Source organism: Thalassotalea sp. ND16A (genome assembly GCF_000764205.1).
GTDB lineage: Bacteria > Pseudomonadota > Gammaproteobacteria > Enterobacterales > Alteromonadaceae > Thalassotalea_A.
In genome coordinates, this window is sequence record NZ_JQDZ01000048.1 from 152381 (window position 1) to 173419 (window position 21039).

Genomic DNA, 21039 nt, shown 5'->3' on the forward strand with positions numbered 1-21039 from the left:
GCATAACAAGTTAAGCGGCTCAGGTTAAACCACCTGAGCTATTAGCCATTAATCAACATATAACGATGCAATGGCAGCGACTATCATTTTCCCAGGAGTATTCATTGCAGCATTTTATCTATCTTGTTTTCTTGTTCATTAGCTTGTTACCACTTTCACTGTTGGCCAAAGACAACACCGCATTTGCAATACCACGAAGTTCGGTGGTTGAAATAACCGACAGCAATACCAATCGGGTTTACCCGCTGTTTATTAAGCTGCCGAAATCGTATCAAAAAAAACCGGACAAACACTACCCGGTGATTTATCTCAGCGATGCCTGGTATGCGTTTCAAATTGTCTCTGGCGCCACCCGCTACCCGATGAATGTTGGTAAAATGGAAGAAGCGATCATCGTCGGTATTTCTTACTCAAAAGAAGCCAAGCGGGACAACAGTCGGGTGCGCGACTATACGCCAACAACCAACAAAAACTGGCGACAACAAACCGGGCAGGCCGAGCAACACATGGCGTTTATGGTTGATGATCTGTTTCCCTATATTGAACAACACTACCGCACCGACCCGAACAATCGAACCTTTATTGGTAATTCATTAGGCGGCTTATTTGCCAGTTATGTGTTACTGAACAAGCCGGAAATGTTTAAAAATTACATCATTGGCAGTCCTTCTTATTGGTATGACAACAAAGTGATCTTTGATTTAGAAACAAAGCGGGCAAAACCAACAAAAGCCATTCATGCCAATGTATTTATTGCCATAGGTGAGCGCGAAACCAAGGCCTTGGAAAGCAGTTATGACATGGTAAATGATGCCAGACTATTTTATCAGAAACTTTTGGCCTGGCAGCAACCTCAGCTGAAAGTAAAGATGATGGTGATTCCGGAAGCTAACCACCAAACCGCATTTCCTACTACCGCCATTCAAGGGCTTTACTGGGTTCACCAAACACCCTGAGCACAATTCCTGAGCACCATAAAGTGAATGCGATAGCTAAACTAGCCCTCGATGCCAATCTGCATTAGTATCAGGGCTAGTCTAGCTATCGCAGTTAACTAGTTACTTTAGGTATTAAGTTACTTTAGCCATTATGCCCAAATTTGCAGTCCAATCACGCCAAACACCAGCAAGTAAACCGTAACCAGGGCATGCACTAAGCTACAAGTGGCAAAGTATCCGTAACTAAACTTACCGACAACCTTACGATTCAATTTAATGATCTTAAAGCCGGCAATCACTGAACATAGCGCAAAGGCAATGGAGGACAGCATCAAGGCCAACGAGAATGGCGTAATATTGCCCATGTTGGCGTAAGGATTTTGCATGCCGAGCACCAGAGAAAGCAACAAAATCAATGCCGATAGCGATGCCAGGCATGGCCAAAGCACCATAGATTTACTCTCTTTGGGGAATTTCTTGCCAAACAATCTGCGAATATTCCATATCAGCAATACCAGCACAGACGTGAAGATCACCACTACCCACAAGATAGCAACGCTGAGCTGACCAAACACGGCAAAAGCACTGGTAGGCTTCAACACTTTGTTGCCGTAGTGAAGCACTTGCCCTGCCAATGGGTCGGTGGCTAGGGTTAACTCAACCAAACCGTGTTCTGACGATTTAAAACGGCCTTCAGTCACAGGTAAGAAATACTGTGGCAGGGTTTGGAATAATAACCCCCTAACCGTCAGCTTATCGGCTGGCGCATCAACTTTATACACCGCAATTAACCGGTTGAGAAAATGGGCCACTTCAAAACCAGGATTGATGGTGTAGTAATACCCGCTAAGCTCAGCTAAGGCTTGGCTAGACTGAATTTCAGCCTCAATTTTTGCTACCGATAATTGTTGAGTTTGGTAGGTTACAATTTGCTCGCGTATTTTCTTCATCGCCTGCTGGTTGTCGCTGTTCATTAAAATCACGAAACCGACACCCGCTTGCGGTAAATAACGAAGTTCGGCTAACGCCCCATTGACCGAACCATCATGGCCGTAGTATAGCCATGGTCCGTATTTAACCGGATCGTTGTTTAACCCATAGGCGGCTTGCACGCTGCCCGCATTGGTTGATTCACTACGTTCCATACGAGCAATTGACTCATTCGCCAGAATGGGAGCGCCCCGTTGCAGGAACATTTGGGTCAGTTTTGCCATGTCGGAGATTGATGCATTCACCGCGCCAGCGGGGCGGTAGATAAGATGTTTATAGGCTTGTGCCCTATTGCCTTTATATGAGGTTGCGCCATTACTTTTCACTTGTTCAGTGTGTTGATAAGTTGCATCAATCATATTCAACTCAGTGAAGATAGCCTCATCGACAAAGTCTTCAAACGTCTTGCCGGTGATTTTTTCAACAATGCTCGCCGCAACTGCCGCACCTGAGTTTGAGTAAGCCGAACGGGTACCGGCAGGCCAGCGAGAGGTTCGCGATTGCGGATAAAATGACAAACTGTCATGCAGACTTTCATTGGGATTGTTTTTTCGAGCGAATTCCTTTAACGCCAAATCGTCCCAACCGGTGGTATGCTCAAGTAAATGCACGACGCGAACAGGATGAGTTTCTTGCCAGCGATTATAAAACTTAACATTTGGCACCAGGCTGGCAACTTCATCATCCAAATGCAAACGCCCTTGTTCGACCAATTTCATGATTGCGATTGAGGTCAGCATTTTTGACACCGAGCCAATGCGGTACAAAGTTTGGGGACTCGCTTTACCTTGTGTTTCGATGTTTGCCAGGCCATTTACCTGCAGCCATTCAATACCCGTTTTATCCAGCAAAGCATAGGCAACCGAGGGAATATTGGCTTGTTCTGTAATGGTAGATATTTGTGCGTCCAGTTCTTCTAGGGTTGTTGGTTTTGCTGACGCTGCGTTAGCTTTTGTTATCGGTAAACACAGCAATTGAACAATCAAGCTCAAAATAATCGCCGTTCGTAAATAGGTCATAGGCTTCTCTTATTTCTCCAGTTATTTTAATAACGATAGTTCGAGTCCTAACCATTTGATTACACTTGAGTGAATGTTGTAGTTGTTCAAGACTCGGCCTAACACTTGCCTATTAGAATTAATCAACGACACTAATAATCACAAACAACCTTTTGTTATCTATTGTGAAATCGTGTAATAATTGAGTGTTCACAAAAAGTCACAGTAGTGTTTTGGCTAATTTTTATGGGAATAGTTTATGGGTAACAGCGGACAATTAAACATGGCTAATTGCATTGTCTTGGGTGAGTTTAAGATTCACCTGGCCAGTGAACGCGTGTTTAAAGATGGGGCAGAGATCAAACTGGAACCGCAGATTTTTGCGTGCCTGGCATTATTGATCGCACAATCCCCTAACGTTATTTCCCGGGAACAAATACAAAGGCAAGTATGGGCTGGCCGACATGTGAGTGACGAAGCCATTAGAGCGGCGTTTAAAAAACTGAGGAACGTGCTCGGCGATGATGCCCGCGCGCCCAGGTACATTAAAACGGTACCCAGACAAGGATACAAATTAGTCGCAGAAATAGCGGTAACAGAAGAAACTGAGACTCATGAGGTAGCCGAAAAAAAAGATAATAAAAAAATTAGGATAGTAAATTATTCCTCGGCGCTACTGGTAGCCGCGATTATTATCCTACTGTTGATATTGTCTAAATGGTGGCAACAGGAACAATCAAACAACAGCGCTAATAGCACCCCCGCTGATTTTCAAATCAGTAAGCTCACCCAACTTGCCGGCTCGGAAATTTACGGCAGTTATCAGCCGAATAACCAAAAAATTGCGTTTTTACATCGTAAAAACAGTAATGCACCACAACAAATATTTATCAAGGATATGGTAAATAATCGACTGCAACAGCTCACTTGGGACATGGCCCATTACACCGACGTTCATTGGTCACAAGATGGCCGCCGTTTGGCCTCCACCCGTACCACCAAAGGAAAAGCCGTTAATATTGTGATTGATTTTGCCGATGATGGCAGTGTGCTGCAACTTAGCGAACTCGTTGACAGCACGTTAACAGATACTTATGTACTTGGTTGGGCGGGCAATAATGGTCTGTATCTGGCGCAAGAAAAATATGCCGCCAGCAATCGCAGTATTTATCGAATGGACTTACCGAGCCAGCAATTGCATAAAGTCACCTCACCGAATGTCGGCGGTTCTGGCGATTATTTGGCGGCCGAATCCTTAGATGGTAAAAAGCTGGCGATAGTGCGGGAGGTGGCCGATGGTGAGTTTGCGTTGTTAATCATCGAGCTTGGCTCAGGGGCTTTACTGGCAAACAGGGTGCTACCTATGTTTGCCAGTCGCATTATTTGGCATGGCGATCATAATACCCTCACGGTAAGTGCATTCAATGGCTTAGCGGTAACCTTTAATATTGAAAAAAACAGCCTGGAAAGCTTGCCCCCATTGCCCGCCTATAGCAATGATATCTTCGCCGAGTGTGGCGAACGGTGTTACTTTATGCGCCAACACAATGGTAATTATTTTGATATTCAGGAACAACCCAACCCTTTAGCAGAACCGGTAGCCGAGCGGCAAGGCGATGAAAATATAGGGGAAAGTGTCGGTAAAAATAGTGCTAAGCAAAGCTCGAACAGCATAGTGGCCAGTGATATTTTAGCGCTACCGGGCGCACAAGACTTGCCGACTTACTCGCAAGATGCTAATTCCATTTACTTTGCCACTCTGACCAGCCAGGCATTGATGATACACAGAAAAATATTAGACGATAAATTGCAAGTGATTGCCTGCTGGCCGAGTGATAGCAAGTTGGCATCTCTTCGAATTAATGACGATGAAACTTACCTGGCTGCAATCGTCAACCACAGGTTGGTGATTGAGTCGATTAACAGTGAAGTCGATTGCCAACAGCCCCCATTTTCAGCCGACACTAGCGACAATATGGTAAGTGAGCCTAATTACATCACTCACGCTTTAGAGAAAGTCGCAAATCCTCATTGGCACCCGGATAACCAATCGCTTTTTTTAACCGTCTATGAAAATGGTGTGCCAAATATTGTCAGCTTGAATATCAACTCAAATAAACAAACCAAGGTGGTGAGTAACTATGTGTCATATCAACCGGTAAGTGGCGTGCAAGGTTATCATGGCGTTGCTGTGGATGAGCAACTAATCGCCTGGTTGCTCAGTGAAGATGGCACTGATACACCAGTCAAAATCAGGTTGGCGAAACTGGGGGCAGCAAATTCTCATCGTTGGGCAGTGACCGACAAAGGGCTATATTTCAGCACCCGAGAAGGACGAGAGGCTTTTTTGCATGCGCGCTATTTTGCTGAATTATCGCAACATAACAGGCAAGGGTCGGTAGCAAGCAAACGCGCTTCTATTGGCACCAACTCCTTCAGACTCGGTTTCGATTTACATCCGAATGAAAGTAAGGTTTTATTGGTGGAGTCGTTGAGTGCAGAAAGTGATTTAGTAAAAATCCGCTGGTGATCAGCCACAAAATTCAGTTTATCATTTAGGAGCATGGCCTTAGGGTCATCTAACCGGCAGCACCAACGTGGTAGTTTGCAAACTTTTTTTCGTATTCTGCCAACATTGAATAAAGGAAATCAAGCTTAATGCGCTCAATGTTTTGTTTGGCTTGCAAATAGGTGTTCATGCCTTGTTCAATGTTTCCTTGCTGGTACAGGACATTGGCCAAATGCAGTAAGGTCGAGTTGATGCCAATTTGGCTCTGCGTAATTTGATAAAAAGAAAGCGCTAGATTAAATGCCTGAGCCGATTGGCTCAGCAAATTTTGCTCTAGATAAGCCAGGCCTTGCGCTTGTGCGATGCTTGCTTTTAAAAACCAATCCGATTGTTTTGAGTGGCTTGAGTGTTGTTCAAGTTGCTGCGCTGCTTGCTGATAAAACGGCATTGCTTGTGGCCAGTTTTTTTGGTTAGCAGCGATCCTGCCTTTGATTAAATCGATATGTGCCGCTTGTTGAAGATCTTCGCCATTGAGCTTAGCCGCTTTTTTAATTAGCTCGCTGGCTTGTTCGGCTCTATCATTCCACAAATACAACTTGCTTAAATAAATCAAGGCGATCACTGAATCAGGATTTAATGCCAAATAACTTTCAAAAAAGCTGATCGAGGTTTGCCAGTCTGACTCATAACTGATCATAGCTTCGGCAAATAAAGCGTCGCTAAACTCTTTCATCGGCACATTTTCACTGCTTTGCAGCGGATGATTGATAAACGCGGCTACTTTTTTTGCCAATGAGGCCAGTGCACCATTAATGCTGGTGTCAAGAATAACCCCTTGTTTGATATCGTTCGCGAGATGAAATTTATACACCAGTTTATAGTCATAAACGTTGCCGTGAATTTCAGTTTCAACAATTAAAGTAGCGCCGGATACGGTAAATACCTTGTTTACATCTCCAGAGTTAAACTCCCGGTCTAGTCCCGCAATGTGCATTAAGCGTGGTATATAGGTGCCCTGATAGACAAAAACTGAACTTGGCAAGCCTTGCAATTTAGCGATGAGTTGCTCCATCGCCCCTAAGTAAATCCATTCGTTTTGGGCATAGGGAACACGACTTTTCACCGGCAACACCACAATACTTTGCCCATAGTGTACGTCGAGAGTTTCATTACTATCGGGTGGCAGCAATTGCCACAAAACAAGCAATAGCACAGCGGCCGGTAAAAAATACTTTAATACCGAAAGCATTGCTGCCCGCTGCTTGTTATCTTCGCTAACAGGGCGGACCTGCGCGGTAAACTCATAGCCCTTACGCGGATGATTTTGCAGGATGTTAGGGTTGGAAAATAATTGTCGAATCTCCCGAACCGACTGAAATACTACGCCATCGTCCACGTTTACATCATCCCAAACCCGATCCAGCAACTCCTGTTTGCTGATGATCTGTCCGGCTCTATCGATAACATATAACAGCAATGCTAAGGTTTTCGGCCGAATCTGCTGACAGCTATTTTTATCAGATAGCGTGCGCGCCTGGGTATCAAGAATAAAGGGAGCTATTTGATATTTCATTAAAATCGCAGATGTACTAGTTAGTGACGCTATATTAACAAATATTATCGGTAAAACTTAACAAATAAGCTGTCTAATTTCGTGCTCCAAACTTTCATCTATAATGTAACGCTGTTTCACAAACTGCAACATGGCTTGCGCAGATTCAGCACATTTCTCCATGCCTTGTGAGCATTGCCATAATAATTTGTAGCCATCATTAGTGTTTTTAAAGCACCAGGCGATGTCATGTATGTGTGTCAGCCAATCCAGGTTATCGATAAACTCTTGCTTATGCCCTTTTGCTACGATGGCGAAGAAATTCAAATCAGAATACTCATCCATACAATTTCCAATGGCAGTTAGACTAGATGGCTTTGCCAAGCAACGCATAAGTAAAATCACTATTAAGCGTGATCGCGCCATTGCTAACGACAACCGATTGTTGCGAGTAATAATCAAATAGTACGTCGTCATCTTTAAATAACTGATAAACCGAGATGGTTTTCTTGCCTTTGGCCAGTCCTTGGGCCACCAGCACCCGATCTTTGCCTGCTAACTCACGTTTGAAGATGTAGGGAGATTGATTTAACTGCTGATGTTCGCCTGAACCAACAGCGTCATGGGCACGGCGAAATTGCCCCAGTTTTTGCCAATGGGCCAAAATTTCCTGGGTATCGGCTTTTGCCAAGTCTTGCCAGTTCATGAAGGTGCGCATATGGGCATCGCCGAAGGCCGCTTCGGCATACATAGGGCGAGCCAGCTCATCACCGTAGTAAATTTGTACACCTCCTGGGGCTAACATTAATTTAAAAGCTGTTTCGAACGGCTTTTCGCGCTTTCTGTCATAAGAATCGTGATCATCATGGGAGCCGATATAATTCAAAATACCGATATCATTTAGCGCTCCATGATTCAGTGCTTGTGAATAGCTGGCAAATATTTGCTCCGCGGATTGTCCGGCATGGGCGACGAAACCCATATTGATTAACGCATCAAAACCAAAATCAAAGAAATCCACTTGCTTATCGCCATAGTCGTAGGCACGGCCATCTTGTGCGGTATTTTTGAAACCGTTTACGCCCCAGTTAAACACTTCTCCGACCATATAAAATGGCAAGTCATCGGTGCCAAGCTGTGGGTTGTTACTTTTCCATGAGTTAAAGGCGAATTCACTTTCTTTTTTTAATACCGTCCAGATCTCCGCTTCCACATGTTTGGCGGTATCGACGCGAAATCCATCGACACCGTATTCTTTGACCCAGTCTGTTAGCCATTTAACGATGTAATACTTGGGCGCCCGTGGATAGCCGGTGCGTTTAAAAAATGCCTCAAGCTCAGCCAGCTCCTGTTGCAGTCGTCCTTCGCTTTGCCATTTGCTCAGTAACTGCGCTGGCAGCTCAACGTCGGCATTTATTTCGGTTTTGATGTCGGTAAGAGAGGTTGCCAAAGCACATTGGGTATTTTGTTGATAGTTTTGCCACTGGCAAATGGGGTTCGTTCTGATCCAGTCAGACGGCCATGCCCAGTCGGCTTGAGTTTCCGGGCCGGTATGGTTAATGATAACGTCCATCAGTACTTTAATATTGTGCTTATGGGCGGTGCTGATCATTTTCTTCAAATCGGCTTCGGTGCCGTAGTTGGCATCGACTGCGGTCCAGTCCTTCGGCCAATAGCCGTGATATGAATACGTTAACCCGGCCGATTCATCATAGCCATGTACTTGTTCGATTAACGGCGTCATCCATATAGCATCTACCCCCAGGCGGGTAAAATAGCCGTCTTCAATCTTTTCGATGATGCCTTTAATGTCGCCGCCTTCGAATCCTCGCAATACTGCCGATTCTTTCGTCCGATTATAAGAGTGATCGTTGTCATGGTCGCCATTATTGAATCGGTCGGTCATCATAAAGTAGACGGTGGCATTTTTCCAAAAATCCGGAGCGGCTGGTGCAGCGTGAAGGTTAAGGGGGTTAATGAAACAACATGCTGCAAGCAGCGGAAGAAAAAATTTTTTAAAACGCATTATCTGGTTACCTGTTTGTGTAGTTTGGTGACCACATAATTAGCTTTTTACTCGCGTAGAGTTAACTTAAATTTTCTTAAAAAAACTTAAACAACTGAAAAATAAAGAAATAGCTGCGACTTATTGTTTCGCCGCAGTGTTATAAAAGCCTCATATTATTTCAGCACAAAATGATCATTATAATTAATAACCAAACAATTCGGCCTAGCTCTATCGTTTTCGTGTATGATTAGCGTTCATTTAGCTATTTATATTCGACCATGGATCCTAATGGAATCAGCAACAATAATTGCTCAGAGTGTTGGCCTGCTCAGTTTTGTGATTGGTGCCTGGTGTTTTACGCAAAAAGATGACCGCAAGTTTAAATGGATCATGGTTGCTTTAAACATTAATCATGCTCTACATTTTCTCTTACTTGGCGCATACACCTCTTCAGCATGCAGTGTATTATCCGCAAGCAGAACACTGACTTCGCTAAAAGTACAATCTAAGTTTGTCGCTTACCTATTCATTTTAGCTATGGTGATGGTGAGCTCATTGTGGGCAACCATGTGGCATGATTGGTTAGCGATATTGGGTGGCTGCATTGGTACTTATGGACTGTTTTGTTTAACCGGCATAAAAATGAGAGCAACAATGTTAATCGGTTCTTGCTGCTGGTTACTAAATAATATTATTTTAGGCTCGATTGGCGGTACCATGCTGGAGCTGATGGCGATCAGCGTTAATCTGACCACCATGATACGAATGCGACAAGCTGTACAGCCGCAATACAGTAACTAAGCTGGGTTAGGGATATTGACGGCTTTTGCTGTTATACTTCACGCCTCTATTCTTCCTCACGATCTGCTACTAGTATCACCAAGCTAGCGCAGTCCGTAAATTATGCCAATGCCCGAGGCTTTATATGTCATTTTCAAAACTTGGATTATGCGATCCTATTGTAACAGCTTTAACTGAGCTGGGTTATAAAGCTCCAACCGCCATCCAGGAACAGGCGATACCCGTTATCTTGTCTGGTAAAGACATAATAGCCGGGGCGCAGACGGGTACGGGCAAGACCGCCAGCTTTGTTTTGCCAATATTGGAATCGTTAAATACCGAACGTAAGCTGCGTGGCAAGCGTATTCGCACACTCATTCTTACGCCAACTCGCGAGCTTGCTGTACAGGTTGAGGCCAGCATTAGTAATTACGGCAAGTATCTTAACTTGAGCTCGATGGCAATGTATGGTGGCATTGACGCCGCGCCCCAAATACAGCGGCTGATATGGGGCATAGATATTCTGGTTGCCACCCCAGGTCGGTTGTTAGATATGGCGCATCAACGGGTATTACATTTTGATGAACTGGAAATGCTGGTGCTGGATGAAGCCGACAGAATGCTGGATATGGGCTTTATCGATGACATCAATAAAATTATTGAACGCCTGCCCAAACAACGGCAAAATTTATTGTTTTCTGCCACCATCACCGATGATGTTCGTTTTTTGGCGAAAAGAACGCTCGATGATGCGGTAGAAATATCGACTGCGGCGCAAGGTGCAACAGTTACGAAAATTAATCAGTGGCTGATCACCGTAGACAAGAGCAATAAATCAGCCCTACTTAGTCATTTGATTAAAGAGCACGAGTGGCAGCAAGCGCTTATTTTTATCGAAACCAAACACGGCGCTGCCAAGCTGGTAAGTCAATTGGAGAAGCGCGGCATTAACGCTGAATCCATTCATAGCGGCAGAACGCAAGCGGTGCGAGAAAAAATTCTCAGTGAGTTTAAATCGGGTGCGATCAAATTTTTAGTGGCCACCGGTATTGCCGCCCGCGGCATCGATATTGGTGAGCTTGCTCGTGTGGTGAATTATGATTTGCCCGACAAGGCAGATGATTATATTCATCGCATTGGCCGTACCGGACGCGCCGGCTTAAGTGGTGAAGCCATCTCTTTTGTTGCCAAAGATAATTTTAGAAATCTGTGTGCTATCGAAAGTCGACTCGGCCATATTATTGAACGTAAGGAAATTGCGGGCTTTGCCGTCAAAAAGGTAGTGCCAGTGTCTATTTTGAATTACGTGCCTAAGAATAAGCCGCAAAGAAGATAGCTGTATGCTGGCATCGAGCTACTGGCAGATCGCGTGAGCGACAAGTAAATATACTTTTAGATTTCTGGGTTCGGCTACAGCTTTGGAATAGCGTCGAACATATAATGTCTATTCCACTGCCCGTAGCTCGTAGCCAGTAGCCCTTTACGCTTCTTCAACATAGCTGACAACTTCATCCATTGCCTCATTCATTTCCACAATGATGGTCACGGCTTGGTGAAGATCTTCCTTCTCGCATGCTTGTTGCATCTGCTCACAAGTTTTTATCAGCCTTGGTGCTGACAATAAGCCTGCTGTTTTTAATATCGAACCATTGATTTCGGCCACCTCGGTCATATCATTTTGCGCCAGGGCTGCTTTAAGCTTTTGCAAGTTATGCTTGTTTCGTTTCATATAATCATCAAGCATATATACCGCCATTTCGGGCGAGCCATGATATTGATTGAATTTTTCCAAATTAATGACCAATTCATTTATCTGCTGATAACTTATTAGGTTATTATCTTCTTCATCGACGTCTTCAACAACTTCTACTGTGCTTTCATTTTGCCCAACTTCAGCTTGCAGGTTAATTTGCAGTTCTTCTTCTAGCTTGGCTTTTTCTTTTAATTTCAACTTTTTCAATGCTCGTTCAGCTTTCGTTTCATTTTGTAGTTCAAACTCAATCCCAGCGCGATAGCTGCTATTGACTAAGTTCAGTAACCGCCATGCCAAATATAAGCTGGTGGATAGCAGAATTAAAATAAAGAAGAAGCCCACCGGTTGCATGGTCGACTCTTTAACCTTAATGCCAATAATTGGCAAACTTAACTCAAATTCGGGTAAGTCATAAAAATTGGGTCGCTCGATTAACGAAGCGGCTTGACTAAGGAAAATTTGATACGAATTTAACTGCTTTATCACTTTCCCAGTGGTTAAGTTTTCGTCACGCCATTTGGCAAACAACTGGCCAGAGCCCATTAACTGATTGATGATGGCTTCGATATCTTTGGTCAACAAGGCTAACGTTTTATCTTCTGAATGCTCCTGTAACTTAATATTGATATTCTTGGTTACGTTAGCGATTCGAGTAGAGATTTGATTGAATTGATAATCACTCACCGTCGATGATAATGCCGTTAATTGAATTTGTAATTTCAATAATTCCTGATAAATGTATTGGTAAACTTGTGCATATCTCATCACCCCGATCATAGATTGAAAGTTGTTTTTTTGCACAACATTTTGACTGTTAACGACCTCGTATGAGCTTCGAGTTAGCATAGTTTGCTTTTCTTGACGTAAAACATTCACTCGTTCAACGAGCTCAGCTATGGTTTTGCTATTGGCGATATACTGTCCATTGCGTGATTGCCGGATCAAAATTAAATCATCCACCAAAATCACAAATCGTTTATAGCTGTCAGCAAATACCTGCGCCGTTTGGGCAATTTCATCGGCGCTATTGGCGCGCAGATCATCATTTACCATGACTACATGTTGCTTACTTAAGTCGACTATCTCTAACCAGGCTTGCTTAGCATCCTCTAGAGGTTGATCAAGTTGTTGATGAGTAATTGCCAGCTGTTGGGCGACTAACTGATTTTCCAGTTCCGCCACACTTTTCATCAATTGAGCATTATTTTTAATGAATGGAATCTGATGTTGTTGCAGGAATTCGGATTTTTTAGCCTGTTGGCTGTACAGCCATAGAGATGTGCTAACAAGTAAAACCATCGTTGCTAACAGCAATGCGATGTATAATATTGCCTTAGTTACAATGAAGCCCGGTGTTTTTACCGATGAATTAACGCCATGCATAGCCACAAACCTTTATTTTTCTTATTAGCTGACAAAATATTACTACTAATTTATTAGTAACTGCTATTCATTAGCTTAGTACAAAAATTCATGATCGTTAGGTTAATTCATGGGTAAATGAATTTTTCTAAAAATTGTGGTAATTCTGGCATTTAAATCGCTGTGCTTTGGCACTTTTTGCCTGACGCTTAAATTTTAAAAACCTGTTGTCGATATACTTTTAATTCGGCAATAGACTCTCTGATATCATCCAAGGCTAAATGGGTCCCCTGCTTTACCACTTGTTCTAATATCGCGGGTTGCCAACGTTTAACCAACTCTTTAATGGTACTAACATCAATATTTCGATAATGAAAATACTCTTCAAAATCAATCATGTATTTATTAATGAAGCGCCTGTCCTGGCCAATAGAATTACCACACATAGGTGAAACGCCTTTCTGAACATATTGTTCAATAAATGCAATTGTGGCCTGTTCAGCTTGTAGTAACGTGGTTTTTGAATCTCGGCAGCGCTGCGTTAAACCACTTATTCCGTGTTGTTTTATACACCACTCGTTCATATTATTTAATACATCATCATCTTGATGAATGGCAAACACCGGCCCCTCTGCCAAGATATTTAACTCACCGTCGGTAATGATTGATGCGATTTCAAGGATCACATCATGTTCTGGTTCTAAACCGGTCATTTCTAGATCTAACCAGATTAAATTGTTTGCATTTACCGCCATTTACCCGTCCATTAGTTTGATTTTCATTCTTGCTCTGGTACGAGTATAATACGGGATAAATTAATGCTTTCATAATCTAATCTAAAAACTAATGAATTTTATCCGTGGCTAAAGCTAAGAAACTGACCAAAGGTCAACACCGCCGTATTAAGCAAAATATTGCCAACAAGTTAAACAAAGAAACCCAGATAACTTGGCAAGATAATGAGCTTAGTGAACAACAAACTGGCATTATTGTCAGTCGTTTTGGCCAGCATGCCGATGTTGAAAGCCCTGACGGCGAAGTGTTTCGTTGTAATATTCGCCGCACTGTTGACAGCATAGTTTGCGGCGATATTGTGGTATGGCGCCAAGGCAAAGAAACTCAGCACAGCATACGCGGTGTTATTGAAGCCGTACATGAAAGAACTTCAGTGCTGGCAAGGCCTGATGTCTACGATGGGGTAAAACCCATTGCGGCAAACATTGACCAAATATTTATCGTTTCCTCGGTGGTACCGGCGTTTAATCCTGACATTATAGACCGCTATTTGGTGGCCACCGAATTAACCGGCATTAAGCCAATCATAGTACTGAATAAGATTGATTTGCTGAGCGCTGAAAACAAGCTGAAAATTGACCGACACTTGCAGCTTTATCACGACATAGGCTATGAAGTGCTGTACACCAGCTCGAAGGCACAACAAGGCATAGAAAACATTACCGACAAATTAAATGACAAAACCAGTATTTTTGTCGGCCAGTCGGGTGTGGGTAAGTCCACTCTGGTCAATTCATTAATGCCAGAGCTGGGCTTGCTTACCAAAGAAGTTTCAGAAAATTCAGGGTTAGGCCAACACACGACCACGGTTGCCCGTTTGTATCACTTTCCAACCGGCGGGCGCTTAATCGACTCACCCGGTATTCGCGAGTTTGGTTTGTGGCATTTATCGCCGGAACAAGTGGATCAGGGTTTTATCGAATTTCAGTCATACTTTGGTTATTGTAAATTTCGTGATTGCAAACATCAAAACGATCCCGGTTGCGCTTTGCAACAAGCGGTCAGCGATGGCAAAATCAACCCTTTGCGCTTTGCCAGTTATCAGCGGATATTGGCCAGTCTGGGTGATAATAAGCTGACCTCACGCTTTAACTAAGCGGACAAATTTAAGCATAAAATATGCATTACATAAAAATACTTTAATCATTTAATAATTTACGTCGGTAAATCACTTTTTACTGACACTGTATCGTTTAAAAGGAAACTCTTGTGTCATTGGATAATATGAAAATTGCCCTACAATACGCTATGCCAAAACATGGTTTATCTCGTTTAGTGGGCAAGTTTGCCGGCGCCAAAGCGGGGCCTTTAACCACCTTTGCTATTAAGCGTTTTATTAAAGCTTACAGCATTAATATGAGTGAAGCCAAGCTGCAAGATGCCGCTGATTTTGCCACTTTCAATGATTTCTTTACCCGTGAATTGCAAGATGGTGCACGCACCATTAACCCCGATGTTAAGGACGTCTGTTTCCCGGTGGATGGTGCTATCAGCCAACAAGGTGACATAATTGACGATCAAATTATTCAGGCCAAGGGCTTTAATTATTCGCTGGAAACCTTGTTAGGTGGCAAAAAAGCAACGGCTGAACCGTTTCAGGGCGGTAAATTTTCCACCATATATCTGGCGCCGAAAGATTATCACCGCATTCATATGCCAATCGCCGGTACCTTGCGCGAAATGATTTTTGTGCCTGGCGATCTATTTTCGGTAAACCCGCTGACGGCGAATAATGTACCGAATCTGTTTTCCCGCAATGAACGCGTAGTGGCTATTTTTGATACTGCCATCGGACCGATGGCGATGGTTCTTGTCGGCGCCACCATTGTTGCCAGCATTGAAACCGTTTGGGCCGGCACAATTGCCCCAAATAAAGAAAAACAAGTGATGACCTGGACCTACCCGAGCACCGGTGAAAACGCCATTCACCTGGAAAAAGGCGCAGAAATGGGCCGTTTCAAACTTGGCTCAACCACGGTTTGCTGTTTCCCGCCAAATACCATTGAATTTACCGAAGGGGATGGCCCTGAAACGGTAACCCGGTTAGGTAAACCATACGCCACAATTATCAAGGAAGATTAAAAAACGCAATTAATTGGGCAGTCTGCAATTGTTGGCTGCCCAGCTAAGCCATTTAGTCGGCTAAAATATCAAGGACTATTATAGACTGATTTTATAGCGGCCTTGCCGATCTTTGTTACCGATAAAACCGAGTACAGGTTTCAAGTTTTCTGGAAACTTATCGCCTGGGGTTAGATAACCATTCGCCTTTATTCGGCTTTTACTCAGCACATAGGCGGTAAGCTCCAGCCCTAAATCATTGTTCGGATCTATGGTAATATTGAGCGAGCCCTTTTCACAACTGAGCAGGGCTGTTAACGAGCCCAATTCAACGTTTTCTTCCAGCGCATTTACTCTGGCATTCGGCCAGTTTATTGCACCTTGGGCAACCTCACATATCGGCTTACCTATGGCAAACTCTGCCATGGTCAAATGAATTTGGCCGGCGGCAGTGACATCTATTGGTAAGTTTAACTGGCCAATAACTTCATTAGCATCTATCTTAATATCAGCATTGGATATTGCTAGCTCAGAGGTTAAATTTGATAGCTCAAGTCGACCTGAGATACTGGCTAAGTTACTGCCCATAGTTACCGTAACCTCTGGCTTTAGTGTTATCAGCGAAAAATAACTCACTGACCAGTTCACATTTTCAAGACTGAGTTGATTAATCGTTAACGTCTTCGCTTTGCCGGAAAAAACAGAACCGCTAATATCGTGCAAGCTTACCCCTGTTGGCAACTCTATACGCGACAGTAATTTATCTGCTGGCGCCAAATTGACCAAAAACACTAAATACAGCAGGATAAATCCGGTAAAAATGGCTAAATATTTTTTTATTTGTTTCATACTAAAGAAATTCTTGTTTTTTTATTTGGTTAACAACAATTAAGCTTTGCCTAACTGTAAACGTCGCACTTTAACTGTGCCAGATTTGCTGCCAGTAGCAATGTCTGCGGCAATAATGTTAACCCCTTCATTGGTGGTTAAATGCTGTAACCAGGCTAACAGCGCGTTAAATTCCACTTCATCAACCCACACCTGTAAATCGTCACCTTGCGGCTGCATTCTTGCTATCTCGATGGCCTGACGTTTCGCCGTACGGTTAACCACACTCGATAAACTGCCCGATGATTTTTTAGCACCACCACTGCGTTGCAATTGTTTATATTGAACAATATTATCACTAACCCACGCGGCCAGTTTTTGCTGCTTCACCAGCTTTACTCGTGATTTTTCAATGCTTTCATTTAACGGCTGCCAGACCAGGCTAATGAACAAGAAAATAACAACCACCACTGACATTGCTGCAACCAATTGCTGCTCACGGGCATTTAACCCTTGCCACCATTGTTTCATTATTTACTCCTGATATTGAATGAACCAGTAACCTGGTCACCCTGGTTGTTTTGCGCGCCAGCATCGACAATTAGCGAAGCACTTTCTAACGCCTGTTTAAACTGTTCAAAACTTTGATAATCATTAGCCGTAACCGATAACCTCAGTTCCTGACGCTTGGCGTCATAACGTAATGTTTCGGGTTTTAATTTCGGCACTTTAGCAAAGGCAGGTTGTACTTGATCTAACATGACTAACAAGCCAGTATCTGAGCTGGCAGTACCAAATTCAGCCAGTTTGCTGCTGAGTTGCCGTTTTATCGTTGAAAACCGCACTCGCTTAGTTTGTGGGAAGGCCGTTTTATAATCCGCTTCAATGGCGGCACTAACGTCTGCATATTGACTGTTCAATTGCGTCAGTTCAACAACCTTACCGGTAAGATTCAATAACAAAGCAAACACGGCAATACCAGCAACCCACAACCAATTGTCAAGTTCTGGCGAGCGTTGCTCCTTAACCAGATATTCACCTTGCAATAAATTAAACGTTTGCTGCTCGACGCCTTTGGCTAACAGTAATAATGGCAATTCTTCCGGCTCTTCGTTTATCTCTAACTGCTGATGTTCAAGCTCTATTGGTGAGTATGAATTTAGTTGTTGTGGCTCTTCATGATCAACCAGTAATTGCTCAACCACCAAATCACCTATGCTGTCATTGATGATGAGTCCTTGCCAGTGCCCGGTTCTCATTAATAGTTGTTGGTTAATTACCACTGCCGACCAGTGATTGTTCACTAACGGTAAAGCCAGGTAATCGGGTACCATTGATTTCACCGTGATATTGGCCGCTTGAAACCAAGATAGCCAGGTATCTATCTGCTTGCTCGCGATGACGGACAAAAAGCAATTTTCATCGCCAAGATGCTCTTTCGGTTTGCTCGCATAGGCAAAAAATAGCTGTTCCACATCTTCCGCTAAATCATCTTCTAGCATATATGGCGCTGCCGCTTTTATCGCCCGTTCAGACTTACCCGGTACGGTTAAGCAGTGCAAACGAACATCGGCACCATTAATGATAACCTTTACCGTTCGTCCTTGCGCTTTTTCAGTGAGTTGATCCAGACAATCTTTATTGACCAATTCGCCACTGGCAATTTCATCACTTTGCTGATCATTGGTAATTAGCCATTGAACTGGATCGCTGTCTTGGCTGCCAATGCGAATATATAAAGTTTCTCGCACTATTGTTCTCCAACACTTCTATTAACCACGCTAATGGTTTCATCTTTATTAATTTTCATAATTGAATTCATACTAAAATAACTATCATTAAATGATGTTTTGGTGATCAATTTAAAATATTCGCTATCAACCACAAACTGTCGTTTAAATTGATCAAAATCTTGTAACCCTGTTACGGCACTAACGCTATAAAAGTCGTCAATGGTTTTAAATCCTTCTTCGCCACGCTGTGAGAATATTTCTTCTACCACGCTGGCATCAACACCACCAAGTAGTGCTTGTAATAACTCAGTATGTTCTTCATCTATGGTGTTAATATTAATTTTATGCATCTCAGAATTAGGGATCACACAGACATGATCTTTTAAAGCATAGATGACTTGTGGACTAAAGTGCTCAATCAATCTTAATTCATTGACACTGGCTAACAAGCCATTGGCGGCCAGGTAAGGATATTCTTTAGCCGCATAATCATTATCTTCGGCGCCGCCGGCGCTGACAATTGACGAGTCTTCATCTAACCAGTCGAGTAAGGCATCGCTCATCGATTCGGCTTCAAAATTGCCTACTCCGTCAATATTGAGTGATGAGATTAATTCAATCAAGGCAACCTTTGCCATATTTTCAATTTTTTTACCACTGGCCGATGCACCGGGTTTTCCTTTTTCCTCATCTTCAGAAGGGGCGGAACTCCCAGGAGCAGCTGAGCTGTCACTATTATCCTGCTCTTTATTGATCAACGAATTTAAATTAAAACAGGCCTGCATGTCTTTAATCTCACCGCTGATTGAGCCTAAATCCACGGGAAAACTGGTTTCACCACTGGCCCAAATTTGACCTAAATGAGTCACCTCCTTGTCGTCTTTTTCTTTAAAGGACAAGGTCAGTACCGATTTGGCGAATGCTTCTGCGCCCATGGCATGCCAATAGGCTTGCTGGTTTGAATTCAAATTATCGGTACGTTGAATTTGAAAAATTAAGGCCGAACTCATTTTTGTTGCCAGCACAACGGCAACGGCTACCACTAACATCACGGTAATTAACGCTACGCCGCTTTGCTGCTTAGAGTGCGCCATTAAACCTTCGTTGAGTGAATTAAGTTTGATCATCTTCAGCCTTAGGTTCAGCGAGACCAGGAACCAAAAATTGACGACGAATTAGCCCTAAATCATTCAGTTCTATTTCAATGGCAATGGCTAACGGCAGATCTTCTTCAGGTAAGTCTTTCAGCCATTTTTTACCATTATAAAACTCAAAGTCGACCTTTTCGACGCCGCTAATCAGCGCTCTTATTTTCGGCTCATCGCCGGCAACAGCATCGACAAAGACATAATGCATTCGATTTAAAATATCTTCTTCTAACTGATAAGCAACCGCCTGGACATCACTGCGCGGCAACATTAGTCCAGGATTACGCCAGCCTTGTCGAACAAAGGCAATACCATGGGTATTGGCTGAATAGGTTGATTCATTAGTATGGATAAAGCTCTTTAACGGCTCATCGCCATTTAAACGTACGCTACGACGGGTGATCTGGATAAAATCTCGCTCCATCACTAAAAACGCCCGTTGCAACTCACTTAATCTATCACTATGAAGTTTTCCTTGCTCGCTGCTATCAATGATGGTGGTTAAAATTTTTGCACTGGACAATGAAATTAATGAAAATAGCACAATGGCAATGAGTACTTCCAATAAGGTGAAGCCGCGTTGATTCCTCATTTTTGTGCCTTAGGATTGCTGACGTAAGTAATCAAACTGGTGACCGAGTATTCATCGTCCTCTTGTTCTCTTACTTCAACGGTGATGGCACGCATATTTTTATCTTCAGTTTCCTGAATAACCCGTTGCCAATGCCATTCTCGCCCGGCCATTTCACTCTTGCCAGATTTCTTCTTTGGTGGCCAGTTTTGCTCTAAATTAGCTTCTACCAGCTGGTTCGCAGCTACCCATTGCGCCACACTTAAGCGCTCTAAGCTAGCCGTGCCCATTAAACTGGAGCCCGCGACCTTTAATAACGCAGTTGCGGCAAAGGCAAATACCGCGAGAGCAAGCAGCACTTCCAGTAGCGTAAATCCGGCAATGGTTTTAATTGTTGAGCGATTAGCGAGTTTCATCAATAAAAGGCCCCTCAATGGTTAGCGGAATGGTATAGCTACCAACCACATCATAATGCATCGGCAAGTCGAAATCGTCGTCGTAACTGAAGGTAAGTTTAAATGGGGTGATATCGCCACCGGAGAGGATGAAAATTTGCGGGTACACCGGCTCTTCTTCTTCGTCGAACGCCGCTTCTTCTTCAAATTCTTCAAACAAGCTTTGGCTAACCATCATTTGCCCATCACTGGGCAAATCATCGAGCGTGAGCGTGATCGCATAAGGCTCTTCAAAATAAGCCTGGGTTAAGCTGTCTTGTTCGGGTACCGGCACCCAACGCAAGCCATCAAACGCCAAAAATTGATAGCTATTATCTTCAACCAACAAGCCAAGCTCGATATTATTGAGCAACGCATATTCACTGGCTAAATTAAACAGCGCGGCAAATTTCTGACTTTCAAGCTCAAGCTTATCTTCAATAGGAGAACCAGTAACATTGCCTACCAGCACCTTTAAGAGCATACCTATGACTACCAGCACCAGCATCACTTCTAATAGTGTAAATCCCCTATTGTTTTTCATTGATATTGCTCGTAACAAATACTAGCTGTTATACA

At 43.3% G+C, this 21039-nt stretch carries 19 protein-coding genes; 6 read left to right on the top strand and 13 right to left on the bottom strand.

The genetic code is table 11. From position 1 onward, the window contains the following. Positions 1 to 104 precede the first annotated feature (104 nt). The gene (locus ND16A_RS10225; protein WP_235282078.1) at positions 105 to 956 is read left to right on the top strand and encodes an alpha/beta hydrolase; all 852 of its coding nucleotides are present in this window, start codon (positions 105 to 107) and stop codon (positions 954 to 956) included. A gap of 131 nt (positions 957 to 1087) precedes the next feature. Here the strand turns inward: ND16A_RS10225 and ND16A_RS10220 are convergent, their stop codons facing one another. Continuing rightward, complete coding sequence (locus ND16A_RS10220; RefSeq protein WP_033077393.1) at positions 1088 to 2947, bottom strand: serine hydrolase domain-containing protein; 1860 nt, start codon at positions 2945 to 2947, stop codon at positions 1088 to 1090. A 238-nt stretch (positions 2948 to 3185) separates the two neighbouring features. On the opposite strand from ND16A_RS10220, the gene ND16A_RS10215 reads away from it, so the two are divergent. Continuing rightward, positions 3186 to 5456: a winged helix-turn-helix domain-containing protein gene (locus tag ND16A_RS10215; RefSeq protein ID WP_033077394.1), complete on the top strand. Its 2271-nt coding sequence runs from the start codon at positions 3186 to 3188 to the stop codon at positions 5454 to 5456. 49 nt (positions 5457 to 5505) lie between these two features. Here ND16A_RS10215 and ND16A_RS10210 read toward each other — a convergent pair whose 3' ends face one another. From ND16A_RS10210 to ND16A_RS10200, 3 genes are read right to left on the bottom strand one after another with little or no spacing between them, the layout of a single operon-like run. Then, positions 5506 to 7008 (bottom strand): winged helix-turn-helix domain-containing protein, encoded by a 1503-nt coding sequence (locus ND16A_RS10210; protein WP_033077395.1) that lies wholly within the window; start codon positions 7006 to 7008, stop codon positions 5506 to 5508. A 57-nt stretch (positions 7009 to 7065) separates the two neighbouring features. Continuing rightward, on the bottom strand, positions 7066 to 7332 hold the full coding sequence (locus tag ND16A_RS10205) for a hypothetical protein (protein ID WP_033077396.1): 267 nt from the start codon (positions 7330 to 7332) through the stop codon (positions 7066 to 7068). Between the two features lie 22 nt (positions 7333 to 7354). Continuing rightward, on the bottom strand, positions 7355 to 9013 hold the full coding sequence (locus ND16A_RS10200) for an alpha-amylase family glycosyl hydrolase (RefSeq protein WP_052073035.1): 1659 nt from the start codon (positions 9011 to 9013) through the stop codon (positions 7355 to 7357). A gap of 270 nt (positions 9014 to 9283) precedes the next feature. On the opposite strand from ND16A_RS10200, the gene ND16A_RS10195 reads away from it, so the two are divergent. Both ND16A_RS10195 and ND16A_RS10190 read left to right on the top strand, forming a co-directional pair. Then, complete coding sequence (locus tag ND16A_RS10195) at positions 9284 to 9796, top strand: YgjV family protein (protein ID WP_033077397.1); 513 nt, start codon at positions 9284 to 9286, stop codon at positions 9794 to 9796. A gap of 124 nt (positions 9797 to 9920) precedes the next feature. Beyond that, positions 9921 to 11111 carry a DEAD/DEAH box helicase gene (locus tag ND16A_RS10190; RefSeq protein WP_033077398.1) on the top strand — a complete coding sequence of 397 codons (1191 nt, stop codon included), beginning with the start codon at positions 9921 to 9923 and terminating at the stop codon, positions 11109 to 11111. Between the two features lie 144 nt (positions 11112 to 11255). On the opposite strand, the gene ND16A_RS10185 is transcribed toward ND16A_RS10190, so the two are convergent. Both ND16A_RS10185 and orn read right to left on the bottom strand, forming a co-directional pair. Then, positions 11256 to 12911, bottom strand: a complete 1656-nt coding sequence (locus tag ND16A_RS10185) for an Hpt domain-containing protein (RefSeq protein WP_033077399.1) — start codon at positions 12909 to 12911, stop codon at positions 11256 to 11258. A gap of 188 nt (positions 12912 to 13099) precedes the next feature. After that, entirely contained in the window at positions 13100 to 13645 is a 546-nt protein-coding gene (gene orn, locus ND16A_RS10180; RefSeq protein ID WP_033077400.1) for an oligoribonuclease, read from the bottom strand. A 104-nt stretch (positions 13646 to 13749) separates the two neighbouring features. Here orn and rsgA point away from each other — a divergent pair, with 104 nt between their 5' ends. Next, complete coding sequence (rsgA, locus tag ND16A_RS10175) at positions 13750 to 14781, top strand: small ribosomal subunit biogenesis GTPase RsgA (protein ID WP_033077401.1); 1032 nt, start codon at positions 13750 to 13752, stop codon at positions 14779 to 14781. A gap of 113 nt (positions 14782 to 14894) precedes the next feature. After that, the gene (gene asd, locus ND16A_RS10170) at positions 14895 to 15767 is read left to right on the top strand and encodes an archaetidylserine decarboxylase (RefSeq protein ID WP_033077402.1); all 873 of its coding nucleotides are present in this window, start codon (positions 14895 to 14897) and stop codon (positions 15765 to 15767) included. A gap of 78 nt (positions 15768 to 15845) precedes the next feature. On the opposite strand, the gene ND16A_RS10165 is transcribed toward asd, so the two are convergent. From ND16A_RS10165 to gspH, 7 genes are read right to left on the bottom strand one after another with little or no spacing between them, the layout of a single operon-like run. After that, complete coding sequence (locus ND16A_RS10165) at positions 15846 to 16595, bottom strand: type II secretion system protein N (RefSeq protein ID WP_033077403.1); 750 nt, start codon at positions 16593 to 16595, stop codon at positions 15846 to 15848. A gap of 39 nt (positions 16596 to 16634) precedes the next feature. Beyond that, a complete protein-coding gene (gene gspM / locus ND16A_RS10160; RefSeq protein ID WP_033077404.1) occupies positions 16635 to 17105 on the bottom strand; it encodes a type II secretion system protein GspM in 471 nt (156 codons plus the stop codon). After that, a complete protein-coding gene (gspL, locus tag ND16A_RS10155) occupies positions 17105 to 18325 on the bottom strand; it encodes a type II secretion system protein GspL (RefSeq protein ID WP_033077473.1) in 1221 nt (406 codons plus the stop codon). Before gspL ends, gspM begins: the two co-directional genes overlap by 1 nt. Further along, positions 18325 to 19434 (bottom strand): type II secretion system minor pseudopilin GspK, encoded by a 1110-nt coding sequence (gspK, locus tag ND16A_RS10150; RefSeq protein WP_235282082.1) that lies wholly within the window; start codon positions 19432 to 19434, stop codon positions 18325 to 18327. Before gspK ends, gspL begins: the two co-directional genes overlap by 1 nt. After that, the gene (gene gspJ / locus ND16A_RS10145; RefSeq protein ID WP_033077405.1) at positions 19421 to 20047 is read right to left on the bottom strand and encodes a type II secretion system minor pseudopilin GspJ; all 627 of its coding nucleotides are present in this window, start codon (positions 20045 to 20047) and stop codon (positions 19421 to 19423) included. The genes gspK and gspJ overlap by 14 nt, the downstream gene beginning before the upstream one ends. Further along, positions 20044 to 20442, bottom strand: a complete 399-nt coding sequence (gene gspI, locus ND16A_RS10140; protein WP_052073036.1) for a type II secretion system minor pseudopilin GspI — start codon at positions 20440 to 20442, stop codon at positions 20044 to 20046. The genes gspJ and gspI overlap by 4 nt, the downstream gene beginning before the upstream one ends. Then, the gene (gene gspH / locus ND16A_RS10135; RefSeq protein WP_033077406.1) at positions 20429 to 21004 is read right to left on the bottom strand and encodes a type II secretion system minor pseudopilin GspH; all 576 of its coding nucleotides are present in this window, start codon (positions 21002 to 21004) and stop codon (positions 20429 to 20431) included. Before gspH ends, gspI begins: the two co-directional genes overlap by 14 nt. Positions 21005 to 21039: the final 35 nt, after the last annotated feature.